The following is a 13,322-nucleotide window of genomic DNA, read 5'->3' as shown; positions in this document are numbered from 1 at the left end:
CAGGAGTTAAAAAATATGGCTTGCTAACGAGTGGCGTGCGTAAGGTGAGTTATCAGTTAGAAACAAAGCACCCTAACGCGAGTTCTGTCTATGAAAGCCACATACGTACTATCTCCTCTTTCCTTGACAGAATGTTTTTCCGGCTCCTCACCCGACATTCGCTTCAATTTTTTGATAATAATGGTTTTTTGAATGTAATTTTCTGTAACTTTCTATTGTGTATTAGAGCTCTATGTCCGCGAGCATCAATGGAGAGAACTATTTTTGATTCCAAAATACAACGATTCTAAATTAGATAGACATATTTTTTTACGAAAAGGGTACAAATAACGAAGGTCTGTATTTTTTTCGTATCAGGGGATTTACAGAAAAAATAAATTAGGCGTGCTGAAAGAACCGAATCGGCATGTTGCCGATTCGGGTGTTCTCGAACTTAGAGCGACGGAAACACTGGATTATGCAGTCATCGCCTGAACACGGGCGACCAGACGGCTTTTAATACGAGCAGCTTTATTTTTATGAATCAAGCCTTTGCTTGCTGCTTTATCGATAATAGGTTGTGCTTTGCTATAAGCAGCACGAGCAGCTTCTAGATTTCCAGCCTCAACCGCTTTTAGCACATTTTTAATATATGTGCGGTACATAGAACGTGCACTGGCATTGTGTTGGCGCAGTTTTACGTTTTGACGGGCACGTTTGATTGCTGATTTAATATTTGCCACTTAGAAATCTCCACTCATTCAGGTAATACAAAAGATGGTGATCATGCACAATGAGTTAGAATTTGTCAATATAGACCTTGATGTAACTTTAATAAATTAGGTATATCATAGAGGAAATTTACATTTTTAGTATAAAAGATATGTCAGCGACGGAGATTATGGTACCAAAAAGACAAAGTTTGTTGCGATCGACCACTCTTGTTTCAATAATGACTTTTGTATCACGAATGGCTGGTTTTGCGCGTGATATGGTCATTGCCAATTTTTTTGGCGCTCAGGCGGGAATGGATGCGTTTTTTGTAGCGTTTAGAATACCCAATTTTATGCGGCGGCTTTTTGCTGAGGGAGCATTTGCTCAGGCATTTGTTCCGGTATTGGCAGAATATCAGAAGACACGTTCACCCGAAGACGTGCGTACGTTTATTGCCCGTATTTCTGGCTACTTAAGTGCTATTCTTACCCTGGTGACCATTATTGGCATTATTGCCGCCCCGGTCATTATTTTTTTATTTGCTCCAGGTTTTAGCCATGACAGCGTTCGTGCTGATTTAGCCACGCACATGTTGAGAATAACGTTTCCTTTTTTGATGCTGGTGTCGTTAACGGCGATGGCAGGTGCAATCCTTAATACCTATGGTTATTTCGGCGTTCCGGCATTTACTCCGGTGTTGTTAAATATCTGTATGATCGTTGCTGCAATTTACTTGTGCCCCAATTTGCCGCAGCCTGTAACTGGCTTAGCCTGGGGGGTATTGATTGCGGGGATTTTACAATTACTTTTTCAGCTTCCTTTCCTGTATCAACGCAATTTACTCATAAAACCACAATTATTTAGAAACGATCCGGGTGTTAATAAAGTACTAAAGCTTATGATTCCTGCGCTGTTTGGGGTTTCTATTGCCCAACTTAATTTGATGGTTGATAGTATTTTTGCCTCCTTCCTGAAAGTAGGTAGTGTATCCTGGTTATATTACACCGATCGTTTGACTGATTTTCCTCTGGGAGTATTCGGGGTTGCCATAGCTACGGTTATTCTGCCTCATTTATCAAGAAAACATGCGGAGCAAAGCATTAGCCAGTTTTCACGAGCCCTGGATTGGGGACTGCGTTCCATTTTGTTAATTGGCGTACCCGCAGGATTAGGTCTTTCATTATTTGCTATGCCCTTGATTGCCAGTTGTTTTGCATATGGAAAATTTAATGCCTATGATTTAATTCAGACTCAGAAAAGCCTCTTTACATTAGCATTGGGAGTTCCTGCTTTTATGATGGTTAAAGTTCTGGCTTCCGGATTTTATGCCCAGCAGGATATTCGTACTCCGGTTAAAGTGGGAGCGATATCCATGGTGATTAATACGCTCTTATGTTGTGTTTTTGTCTGGTCCCTTGCTCACGCAGGTTTAACTCTGGCCTCGGCTTTGGCTGGTTATGTAAACTGCGGCTTGCTATTGTTTTTACTGATTAAACGAGGGGTATTTCAGCCTTCTCCAGGATGGTTGAAATACAGTGTTCAGTTACTTTTGGCTAATACTGCCGTTGCAATTTATTTATATTTTATGACAGGAACCGTCGATTATTGGCTGAGCTTCTCTCCTGTTTTACGTTTAAGTTTATTGCTGGCGCATGTGTTGGCAGTAGTTACACTTTATTTATTGGTTTTGGGGCTAGCCGGGCTTAGGCCAAATCATTTTCGTGGTCAGATGAAGGAATAATAAGATGCAAGCTAATTTATTTTATGAGACGCATAACGACAGAGCAATCCCACTTTATTTAGTCTCGCAAACGCAATGGGAAGAGGGGAAGGAGACTTTCAGTGCAGCAGAACGTAATGGTTTTGCTTTGCGTCAATTTAGGGGTAAATTGGGTGATTATTGTCTGGTGAATAATGCCGATGGGGTTCTTGAACGTGCGTATATTGGTTCTGGAGCCGGGATTCAGGAACAGGCTTTAGCTCACGCAGCAAATTCGTTACCTCCTGGTAGCTATCAATTACAGGAACCTCTTTCTCAGGGAGCGGCAGTTAACTGGGGTTTAGCCCAGTATCGTTTTGTCGATTACAAAAAATATGATTTACAACCCCGGATTTTATTGGTCGATGAAGCAGGATTGAGTGATACTCTGGCGTTAACTCAATCAATTTATCTGGTTCGTGATTTGATCAATAAACCAACCAGTGATATGGGGCCGGCACAATTAGCCGATGTGGTTGAGAAGATGGCTGAAACTCATCAGGCCCAATTTAAACAATGGGTGGGTAATGAATTACTGACCGACAATTATCCTGCAATTCATGCCGTAGGGAGAGCTTCTGCTTCCTCACCGCGTTTAATCTCTTTGACCTGGGGAAAGGAGCAGCATCCCCGAGTTACTTTAGTGGGTAAGGGTGTCTGTTTTGACAGTGGGGGATTAGATATTAAACCCTCATCAGGGATGCGGTTTATGAAAAAAGATATGGGTGGAGCTGCTCATGTTATCGGTCTGGCTCAGTGGATTATGTTGCGTCAATTATCTATTCGATTAGAAGTGCTTATTCCAGCGGTTGAAAATTCAATTGGGCCGGATGCATTTCGGCCTGGTGATGTGCTGACTATGCGTAATGGTCTGACTGTTGAGATAGATAATACTGATGCTGAAGGCCGATTGGTCTTGGCAGATGCCTTGGTTAAAGCATGTGAAGACAAACCGGATTTGATTATTGATTTCGCCACATTAACTGGGGCTGCACGGGTAGCTGTTGGAACTGAGATGGCAGCTATGTTTTCCAATAACGATCAATTAGCTGCAGACGTTACTGAGGCAGCCAGAAGCACTATGGATCCAGTCTGGCGTTTACCTTTATTTGCTCCCTATGATGATTTATTAAACTCTAATATTGCTGATTTGGCTAATTCCAGCGCATCTCCTTATGCTGGAGCCATTGTTGCTGCATTATTTTTACAACGGTTTATTACCAAGTCTGTTCCATGGGTACACTTTGATGTGATGGCATGGAACACCAGCAGCAAACCTGGCAAACCAGAAGGTGGTGAGGCAATGGGATTGCGCACAGTGGCTGAATATTTATTGCGGGTATATGGGTAATACTTAAAAGAAGGAGATTTTTATGTTTGTTACTTTTCGTAGTGATGCTTATGAAGACATTACCTATTTTAATGACGTGGCCAAGCGGTTGTTGTCTTTGATGGGGCATAGTGGCACTGTGCCTGGGGCAATTACCTCTGATTTGCTGCCAGAGGCTCTTAGCAATCTGCAGCAAGGTTTGGAATTAGAAAAAAGTAAAACGCCACCGGCCCGGCAATACGGCGATGATGATGAGCCAGAAATCAGTCTTGGCAAGCGGGCTATACCCTTACTTAATTTATTACAAGCAGCAATAAAGCAAAATTGTGATGTGGTATGGGGTTCATCAAGATCGCCAGGGATTTAGAAACTCCCCGGTTGCAAGCAACCGGGGAACGCAGGCTTAATCAATATTATGAGTATGAAGCTCACATCCTTTGGCTCTATATTCTTTATAATGCAATCGGCTCAGTTCTTTTTCTGCTTCCACATTAGTCACTAATTCCATTACTCGCTTGAATCGACTATAGAACGCAGGAATATCCTGCGACAGGTTCAGCAGAATGTCATTAAAACCTCTGGGTTCTTTATCATAGCCAATTTGGATAGGCGGGGGTGGTTCTGGCCCTTCGCCTTGCAGGTTATGAGGAATAAAACTGTCATCGCGGAAAGTCCACAAGAATTCATCCAGATGTTCTGCATCCTGTTGGTTAGTACAAGAGACAAAAACCCGGTGGCCTTTGGCATAGGCTTTTTCTAACAGACGACAAGCGACCAACCATTTTGCATTAGGCTGGTCGCTGGATAATAAATAAAAATCAACGCGAATTGGCGACATGGCGAATCAACTGAGTGAGTAAAGGAACTGGTCTTCCAGTCGCGTTGCGTTTCTTTCCTGACGCCCAGGCAGTTCCTGCGATGTCCAGATGTGCCCAGCGGTATTTTTCCGTAAAGCGGGATAGGAAGCATGCGGCGGTAATGCTGCCGGCGGTGCGATCAAAGCCTGCATTGATCATGTCAGCTAAAGGACTGTCCAGAGCATCCTGATAAGCATCATCCAAAGGCATACGCCATATTCTATCTTGACTTTCAGATGCCGCGGTTTCTAGCAATTTTGCCAGCTCATCGTCTTTGGTCATATAACCGGTTGCAATTGTGCCTAGAGCCACAATGATAGCACCTGTTAAAGTGGCTATATCAAGAACAAATTCTGGATTATAACGTTCTGCATAGGTTAGCGCATCGGCCAGAACAAGACGTCCTTCTGCATCAGTATTCAGGATTTCTACGGTTTGTCCAGACATGCTGGTGACTATATCTCCTGGTTTCACAGCAGAACCGCTCAACATATTCTCTGCACTGGCGATAATACCGGTCACGTTGACTGGCAGTTTGAGAAGAGCGCAGGCCTTTAATGTACCTAACACGCTGGCAGCACCTGACATGTCGTATTTCATTTCATCCATTGCATTACCAGGCTTTATGGTTAACCCGCCTGAATCAAAGGTTATGCCTTTACCAACCAGAACAATAGGAGCTGAATCACCAGCACCTTTATACTGGATATCAATAAGTCTCGGGGGTTGATCACTACCTTGAGATACGGCTAATAAAGTACCCATACCCATTTCGCGCATTTCATCAGGTCCCATGACTTTACAGCTCATCTGTGCGAATTGTTTCGCCAATGCAATAGCTTGCTCACCGAGGTAGGTTGGTGTACAGATGTTTGCTGGCATATTGGCAAGATGTCGTGTCATTTCGACCCCTGCAACTATAGCCTTTGCTAATTCCAGGGACTTTTCACTTGCGCCTGGTAAATAAAATGTAACGGCTTCTAATTTATGGGATTTCGGGTTTTTCTTTTTAAAATCGAGGAGCTGGTACCTGATATTATCAATCTGCACAATCATCTGTTCTAATTGCCATTCTGCAGATTGGTTAGATAATTGAGGAAGACAAAGTGTTGCGTTGGTAAAGCGTTGTTTGATTAGGGCATCAGTTATATCACCAATTCTTTTTTGGAGTGTGGTTGCATTAAACTCTGCTTTTTTACCACATTGAATGACTAATAGGCTGGAACCCTGGACATCTGATTGCCAGAGAGCATCTCCTGCTTCTGTCGCTCTTTGGCTCAATTTCGTTATTATTCCATGCTGTTCTTTATCCAGAGCCAAAGCAAAATCAGGCAGTTCGGCATCAGAAAAAATACCAAGGACAAGACACTCACTGGTGGTTAGTGAGGGGTTTTGAGTTAATCCATAATTCATCATGCGTTCCTATTCCCACTTAAAGGGACTTAGTTTACCTAAACTGTTAAAGCAATGAAACCAGCATTTTAGGGGGATTGATGATTTGAAAGGGAAAGCCTGGTTTAAAATTAGCTCTCGAATTATCAAGCGCTATGTCTTTATGGTATTCTTAAAAGCGTAGTTGCATACAACATCCTCATAACAGGGGTATTGAGTGATAATTTTTCGTTATTTAGCCAAAGAAGTCTTTTTAACTTTAGTTGCTTTAACCGCAATTTTAATGCTTATATTTTTGAGCAATCAGTTTGTTCAGTATCTAAATAGAGCAGCCTCCGGGAACATACCTGGGGTTATTATTATGAAGTTGATGATGCTGGAAATGCCTAATTTAATAGGCCTGCTTTTGCCTTTAGGGTTTTATATTGCCTTATTGTTGGCCTATGGCCGATTGTATGCTGAAAGTGAAATGACTGTAATGGTTGCTTGTGGTTATGGTCCCCGGCAATTATTAAAGCACAGTTTTATTATGGCTACTGTTGTTGCCGTTATTGTCGCAGCCGTTATGATTTGGGCTAGCCCCTTGATTGCCACAGAACGGGCAAAGCTGTTGCGTACTACGGGAATAAAAACATTAATTCAGACCATTATGCCGGGGCGATTTCATGCTATTAATGGCGGGCAGCAAGTATTTTATGTGCAATCAATGAGCCGGGATCATACTAAAGCAGAACAGATTTTTCTGGCAAAAAACAGTGTCAAAGATAATAAAATTCAATGGGATGTGTTATGGGCAGATAAAGCATTTGCTGAAACCGACCCAGATTCCGGCGAGGAATACATTGTTTTACAAAACGGGAAAGAATATCAGGGAACCCCTGGGCATGCAGACTATCAAGTGGCACAGTTTGTTGATTATAAAACACGATTACCTCATCCTATAGTGCGAATTAATGAAGACATCCGAACCGCTAAAACCAGCTCATTACTGCCATTCAATAATCCAGACCGGCAAAAAGCCGCCGAGCTTCAATGGCGTCTATCTATTCCCATTATGGTGTTAACGCTGACTTTTGTTGCCGTACCCTTAAGCCGGGTTAGTCCGCGTTCTGGTAAGTATGCCAAATTATTACCTGCTATCATCATTTATATTTTGTATGCCAACTTTATGTTTGTTGCGCGTGATGCAATCACTAATGGCACAATACCTGTATGGGTGGGAATGAGTTGGCTCCATCTGTGTGTACTGATGCTGGGGCTCTTTTTAATCTGGCGCAATCAAGTGAAGTTAGCATAAATATGAACATATTAGATCGATACATTGCAAAAACCGTATTATCAGCTATCGGTTTGGTCACTCTGATGCTAGCCGGACTACAGATTTTTATCTTGTTTGTGAATCAGCTCGATGATCTGGGTAAAGCTGATTTTGGGATGGCTCAGGCTGCTTTGTTTGTTTTCTTACAAATGCCTTATCAGGTTTATCTGTTTTTTCCGATGGCAAGCTTGCTGGGGTGTTTGATTGGTTTGGGCGTATTGGCCAGCCATAGTGAGCTCGTGGTGATGCGGGCGGCTGGAGTGTCTATAGGCCAAATTACAACTGCAGTTTTAAAAGCATCGGTCATTGTGATTATTTTCGTGACCCTGTTGGGCGAGGTTCTGACGCCTATCATGTCACACTACGCTAATGATCAGAAGGCTTCTGCATTAAGTGGTGGACAAGCATTGAGGACTCCCCAGGGAGTCTGGTTGCGTTTTGGCAATGATTTTATTTCGATAGGCTCAGTTCTCCCTGACAATATGTTGCAAAATGTCTATCAGTTTCGTTTTGATGAACACCATCATTTAAAAATAGCCCGTGAAATCAGCCAAATTAAATATGCAGATTACTCATGGATAGCTTATGATGTGAAGCAAACCGAGTTTTTAGACGATAAAACCCGGGCAACTCGATTTGATTCGCTACCTTGGGATGTGCCAGTAAAACCAAACATTTTGAATATAACCGGATCGAATCCTGATGAAATGACCCTGCATGAACTGAACCGTTATTTACGGGAACAAAAACGCAATCAACAAAATGTGCAAAATTATAAAATAGCATTTTTGCAACGGATTATTCAACCAGTAACCACTATGGTGATGATGTTATTAGCCATTCCCTTTATCTTTGGGCCCTTACGCTCATCAACTATGGGATCTAAATTGTTAGTAGGAGCAACCGTTGGTTTTGGATTTCATATCTTGAATCAATTTTTTGGCCCAGTAAGCCTGGTGTTTCAATGGCCTCCTGAAATCGCAGCTTTAGGTCCTACCTTAATTTTTGCCTTGATTGGCTTTTATCTAATGAAGCGTGTGAAATAATGGTGATACTAAGACATGTGATGGAGTTTCTGGTAAATCCTTTTTTTATCAGTCTGTTTTTGATTGCTTTGTGTACTCTCTTTTTATGGCGGCATAAGCACCCATTATTTGTTCGTAGAACGATGTTATTGGTACTTCTCGTCTTATGTGTCATAAGCACTGGATGGGTGCCAAGATACATGACTCATAAACTGGAATCTCGCTATGCAGTAGTGACTCAGGTTGCTCCTGAAGTGCATTGGGTTGTTGTATTAAGCGGAGGGCTAACCCAGCCATCAGGATTGCCTCCAAATAATTTATTATCTTCGGCAAGCCTTAAACGTTTGGTGGAGGGGGTAAGATTGCTACGTTCTTTACCTCAAGCCCAATTAATCTTATCAGGCGGAGGCTTTGAAGGGGATCAACCCGAAGCCTTGCTTTTAGCTGAGTTAACCAAATGGTTTTCTATTCCGCAGTCGCGCATCGTGCTAGAAGCTCATTCTATTAATACTGCAGATCAGGCAAGAGAACTAGCAAGCATTGTTAAAGATGAGCCTTTTTATTTAGTTACCTCAGCAATTCATATGCCACGCTCCATGGCTTTATGCCAAAGAGAGGGCTTACATCCCATTGCAGCACCGACTGACTTTACTTTTTATTGGAGTACGGATAACTGGATCAAACTAATGATTCCCAATACTTATAATCTGGCTTATTTTTCTATTGCCATGCATGAGATTCTGGGACGGGCATGGCATTGGGTATAATGCTCAAGAAGAGGTATATTGTATGCTGTATCCTTCTATCTGGAACTCTCCCGATTTTGACATATCACCCTCTGGTCCGTCCCTATCTGGCTCGGGGATGACAGGTTTACCTACAGCAAATATCCCTCCTGCACTGAGCGCTCCTGTTTTCACCTCAGGAATGTGTCTCAAACCAAGAGTTACTATGGAGGATTGACTAATTATTCGTTGTAATAGTTGAAATTGCTTAAAAGGCAATAACTCTAAATTATTATTGTGCAGATATAATTCTTTTAAGTGGGGCACTGCGAATAAACGAAGAATACAATCGAATTTTTTAGGATCAGTACAACTTTGATAAAGCTGATTATTGTTAAGGCTTATTGAGCTTAAGTGTTCATTTTTTACTACTGCCCGAACAAAATCTTCCCAATCTTTATCTGACCATTGGTTAAGGCCTGTAGCATTCAATGCCAAGCTTGAGGCTTTAGCGACGCTGTCCAAGAATACTCTTCGTTCATTATCTTTAATTTTTCCTAAACAATTATTGGCATACGTAAGCGAAACATTATGGGGCAGGCAATTAATAATATTTTGTAATTGAATGAAGTTGAGTTGGTGATAGGGACTATCAACAAAATTACCAAAAAGAATCAGATCAGGGGCGTACCAGTTGATACACAGTAAAATAGCCGCGCGTTGTTGCACGGATAATCCTGCTTGCAGTTCTAGATGAGTACTAAATTGAATGGGGTCATCCTCATTAGTTATTGCTTCGTGATGAAAGGCCGCCATTATTTGAGCTGGGCAGTATGTTCCAGAAAGGACATTATCAATGCGCGCATTATGGACATGTTGGTAACAGGCCGTTGTTAACATTAATAGAAAATTGGATTGTGAGGAGCTATGCTTTGTTTCACAAATTTCTTTAATGTCAGCAACTGCCTTAATATGGCTGTGTTTTGATAGAATTCCTACATAAGTTTTGTCCAGAAAATGCACTATGAGGTCACTTAGGGATTGCGAATTGTCTATACCTGTTTCTTGAGTAAAATCAAGAAATTTCATAATGGCACGAATACATTCTTTGCTATTAAATCTTTTGAAATTACCAGGCATTTTTTTCTCCGCGAAATTTAAATTTTTAAATCCCTTAAAGTCATTGGCAGGGAAGGGGCGTACTCATTTATCATGTTCAGACTATAGGGATCATCGGTTAATAGCAACTGGATGAATGACTTATAGAGCATCGTTCACGAAGCGTTTACTTATAAAAAATATCCTGGTTGCATCCAGGTTTGATTTTCACCCGTAGCTTGTGATGGCTATGGATCACACTACTTGTCCTGCAGCCCATCCTGATGACCAGGCCCACTGGAAATTATAACCACCTAACCAACCGGTTACATCAAGCGCTTCTCCAATAAAATAGAGACCTTGAACTTCATTTGCTTCCATGGTTTTTGATGAGATGGCATTACAATCTACTCCACCGATAGTCACTTCTGCTGTGCGGTATCCTTCGGTTCCATTAGGTTTTACGACCCAGGCTTGTATCAGATGGGCAATAGTTTCTAAATCGCGATTTGTCAGATCAGACAGTTTTTTTTCTGCCAGGCTCTTCGGTATAAATACTTCTACTACGCGTTTGGGCAAATAAAGGGACAATACTGAATTTAATTGCTTTTGCGGCATCTCTATTCTTGCGTCTTTTAAGGTTTCTAATAGCTCATGCTCAGGCAATAAATTAATATGGACGGCTTCGCCAGGATGCCAGTAGGATGAAAGTTGTAATATTGCCGGACCGCTTAATCCTCTGTGAGTAAAGAGCAAATCTTCACGGAATTGATTCCGTTGGTTTTCCACCAGGCTATCCATACCCACGCCGGAGAGTACTGAAATTTTTTCTTTGTCTGGAACATCCAGCGTGAATGGAACAAGTCCAGCTCTGGTAGGCCATACCTTGATGCCAAATTGCTCGGCTACCTTATAAGCAAAAGGGCTGGCACCCATGGTGGGAATAGAAAGACCGCCACTGGCTATGACCAAGGATTGGCAGTGAAAGACTCCTTTAGTGCTGAATATTTTATAACGGTGATCCGCTGATTTTTGGATTTTTTCAATAGAGGCATTTAAATGGATTACTGCATCGTTGTTATCACATTCTGTCAGTAACATATCGACTATGTCTTTGGATTTATTATCACAAAACAATTGGCCCAGAGTTTTTTCATGAAACGGGATGTTGTGTTTTTTTACCAGATTAATAAAGTCCCACTGGGTGTAGCGAGATAAGGCTGATTTGAAAAAATGGGGGTTATGGGAAAAATATTTTTCTGGTTCAATGTAGTAATTGGTAAAATTACAGCGTCCACCACCGGACATTAAAATTTTTTTTCCTGCTTTATTGGCATGATCCAGGACAACAACTTTTCGAGAACGTTTGCTGGCTTCAATCGCACACATTAAACCGGCGGCACCTGCGCCAATGATAACAATATCTACTTCTTGCATTTGGGTACTGCTCGTTAAAGACCAATCGATTAACCAGGGCATTTGAGGTTATCATCCTAAATGAGTGTGGTTGATCTGATACACTGGCTTAGTCAAATTATGGTTCACAATGTATCATTTTTTGGTTTGTGAATCTACAATATATCCTAATCTCTGAAGGGGATAGGTCTGAAGGGATTTACTTTGGGATCTGAGGAAAGTAACGCTGGATTTTGGATGAGTTCAATTTTCTGTTGACGGTTCTTTTTCTTGATTGCCCGTTCCAGCTGCATTGCAACAATTTTATCCCCATCAATTCTCCAACATTGTGCAATATGAACGGGCTTGAAACTTCGTGTGTATTTACAACGGCCTGTTCCGTGCAGATGAGATAAATAGCGTTTTTCGAGATTATCAGTATAACCAGTGTAATAACTTTGATTATCACAAAGTAGTATGTATACCCAATAATCTTTTTTAGACATATCCGGAACCTTAATCTATTCTTTAAGCAGAATGTTTGGCTTAATCAGTTAATCTTATCTGGAACTCATCAACTTATTTTAGTACAGAATGGTTACACTGCCTATTCTTCTTAAGAATTCTGCTTTGGCTTATAAACAAGAATGAGTATGAAATTACTGAAAAGGAGTTCGGCATGAATATTTCGTTTATTGGTCTGGGTAAAATGGGTTCCGCAATGGTCGAGCGTCTTTTGCATGCGGGGTATTCGGTAACTGTATTTAATAGAACGCCAACAAAAGCATTGCCGCTTGTGAAGCTTGGTGCAAAGTATGCTGATTCTCTTCTTATGGCCGTGAACGATGCAGACGTAGTCATGAGTTGTCTGTTAAATGACCAAGCTGTTTTGAGCATGGTTAACGATGCAATTCGACACTTTAAGCCCAAGGCTATTCATGTGTGTCTGTCTACCATTTTGCCAGATACCTCTGCCACTCTTAAGGAGTTACACGAACAAAATAACAGCAGTTTTGTTTCGGCTGTCGTGTTAGGAATTCCTAAAGTGGTTCAAAAAAGCGGGGCGACTGCTTATTGTGCAGGATCTGAAAAAAATTTAGAAACTGTTTTGCCATTGCTTAAGTCCTTTTCAGCAGAAGTCATCAGTTTGGGAGATAATATTAAAGCGGCCAATACTATGAAAATCTGCCTCAATTACAGTTTGGCAACGGCACTTGAACTGATCAGTGAGCTTTATGTGTTTGCTGAAAAAAGCGGTCTTGATAATGAATTTGTAAAAATGAGTTTACATCAGATCTACGGCCATCCTGCATTTAAACTTTATATTGATAAAATATACGATCGTAATTTTGATGAGGTCAATTTTGATATGCTGGGTGGGAATAAGGATATTACTATTTTCCAGGAGGCTTTTGCCCGAGCAGGTGTTGTTCCTGAGTTAGGTAATGTAATGAAGTCGCGCTATATTTCAGCTTTGGCTAATGGAATGGCACAGAAAGATTGGAGTGCTATCTATGACGTTATCCGGGTCCAATCAGGTCTCGCTAAATAAAGTATCTTATCTCGCTGTTTTTAATTGTTAAGCCCGTGTGTTCTGAATAGGATAACGGGCTCATCTCTTGTTATTATTGTTTGGAATTGGGGGCAACGGTATTCTTAATAATTCTAGTGCCATCCTTATTAATTATCAGTTTTGAGCCATCAGGGTGTTCTTCCACAGAAGAGCCGTC

The 13,322-nt window shown here is 41.4% G+C and carries 13 protein-coding genes; 7 read left to right on the top strand and 6 right to left on the bottom strand.

The features are described 5' to 3' along the window. Window positions 1-455: 455 nt before the first annotated feature. Window positions 456-722: a 30S ribosomal protein S20 gene (gene rpsT / locus Q0495_RS00910; RefSeq protein WP_298622103.1), complete on the bottom strand. Its 267-nt coding sequence runs from the start codon at window positions 720-722 to the stop codon at window positions 456-458. A 140-nt stretch (window positions 723-862) separates the two neighbouring features. Here rpsT and murJ point away from each other — a divergent pair, with 140 nt between their 5' ends. Genes murJ through Q0495_RS00895 form a run of 3 tightly spaced genes read left to right on the top strand, consistent with a single transcriptional unit; the run spans window position 863 to window position 4,149 of the window. Beyond that, window positions 863-2,434: a murein biosynthesis integral membrane protein MurJ gene (gene murJ / locus Q0495_RS00905; RefSeq protein WP_298622101.1), complete on the top strand. Its 1,572-nt coding sequence runs from the start codon at window positions 863-865 to the stop codon at window positions 2,432-2,434. Between the two features lie 4 nt (window positions 2,435-2,438). Then, window positions 2,439-3,803, top strand: a complete 1,365-nt coding sequence (locus tag Q0495_RS00900; RefSeq protein WP_298622099.1) for a M17 family metallopeptidase — start codon at window positions 2,439-2,441, stop codon at window positions 3,801-3,803. A gap of 22 nt (window positions 3,804-3,825) precedes the next feature. Further along, the gene (locus Q0495_RS00895) at window positions 3,826-4,149 is read left to right on the top strand and encodes a DUF1840 domain-containing protein (protein ID WP_298622098.1); all 324 of its coding nucleotides are present in this window, start codon (window positions 3,826-3,828) and stop codon (window positions 4,147-4,149) included. Window positions 4,150-4,185: 36 nt separating this feature from the next. Here the strand turns inward: Q0495_RS00895 and Q0495_RS00890 are convergent, their stop codons facing one another. Together Q0495_RS00890 and Q0495_RS00885 are read right to left on the bottom strand one after the other, a co-directional pair. Next, on the bottom strand, window positions 4,186-4,620 hold the full coding sequence (locus Q0495_RS00890) for a DNA polymerase III subunit chi (protein WP_298622097.1): 435 nt from the start codon (window positions 4,618-4,620) through the stop codon (window positions 4,186-4,188). Continuing rightward, on the bottom strand, window positions 4,601-6,052 hold the full coding sequence (locus Q0495_RS00885) for a leucyl aminopeptidase (RefSeq protein ID WP_298622109.1): 1,452 nt from the start codon (window positions 6,050-6,052) through the stop codon (window positions 4,601-4,603). Before Q0495_RS00885 ends, Q0495_RS00890 begins: the two co-directional genes overlap by 20 nt. A 196-nt stretch (window positions 6,053-6,248) precedes the next feature. Here Q0495_RS00885 and lptF point away from each other — a divergent pair, with 196 nt between their 5' ends. The 3 genes from lptF to Q0495_RS00870 are packed head-to-tail and all read left to right on the top strand — an operon-like array spanning window position 6,249 to window position 9,141. Next, a complete protein-coding gene (gene lptF, locus Q0495_RS00880) occupies window positions 6,249-7,328 on the top strand; it encodes an LPS export ABC transporter permease LptF (protein ID WP_298622095.1) in 1,080 nt (359 codons plus the stop codon). Continuing rightward, the gene (lptG, locus tag Q0495_RS00875; RefSeq protein WP_298622107.1) at window positions 7,325-8,395 is read left to right on the top strand and encodes an LPS export ABC transporter permease LptG; all 1,071 of its coding nucleotides are present in this window, start codon (window positions 7,325-7,327) and stop codon (window positions 8,393-8,395) included. Before lptF ends, lptG begins: the two co-directional genes overlap by 4 nt. Beyond that, a complete protein-coding gene (locus Q0495_RS00870) occupies window positions 8,395-9,141 on the top strand; it encodes an ElyC/SanA/YdcF family protein (protein ID WP_298622094.1) in 747 nt (248 codons plus the stop codon). The genes lptG and Q0495_RS00870 overlap by 1 nt, the downstream gene beginning before the upstream one ends. Before the next feature lie 3 nt (window positions 9,142-9,144). On the opposite strand, the gene Q0495_RS00865 is transcribed toward Q0495_RS00870, so the two are convergent. From Q0495_RS00865 to Q0495_RS00855, 3 genes are all read right to left on the bottom strand, one after another. Continuing rightward, window positions 9,145-10,239, bottom strand: a complete 1,095-nt coding sequence (locus Q0495_RS00865) for a hypothetical protein (protein WP_298622092.1) — start codon at window positions 10,237-10,239, stop codon at window positions 9,145-9,147. A gap of 213 nt (window positions 10,240-10,452) precedes the next feature. After that, window positions 10,453-11,634: an NAD(P)/FAD-dependent oxidoreductase gene (locus tag Q0495_RS00860; RefSeq protein ID WP_298622105.1), complete on the bottom strand. Its 1,182-nt coding sequence runs from the start codon at window positions 11,632-11,634 to the stop codon at window positions 10,453-10,455. A 146-nt stretch (window positions 11,635-11,780) separates the two neighbouring features. Next, complete coding sequence (locus Q0495_RS00855; protein WP_298622090.1) at window positions 11,781-12,098, bottom strand: GIY-YIG nuclease family protein; 318 nt, start codon at window positions 12,096-12,098, stop codon at window positions 11,781-11,783. Window positions 12,099-12,271: 173 nt separating this feature from the next. On the opposite strand from Q0495_RS00855, the gene Q0495_RS00850 reads away from it, so the two are divergent. Next, window positions 12,272-13,144, top strand: coding sequence for an NAD(P)-dependent oxidoreductase (locus Q0495_RS00850; RefSeq protein ID WP_298622088.1), 873 nt, complete (start codon window positions 12,272-12,274; stop codon window positions 13,142-13,144). Window positions 13,145-13,322 lie beyond the last annotated feature (178 nt).

Source organism: uncultured Legionella sp., assembly GCF_937871865.1.
Lineage (GTDB): Bacteria > Pseudomonadota > Gammaproteobacteria > Legionellales > Legionellaceae > Legionella.
This window is presented reverse-complemented; position numbering and strand designations above follow the sequence as displayed.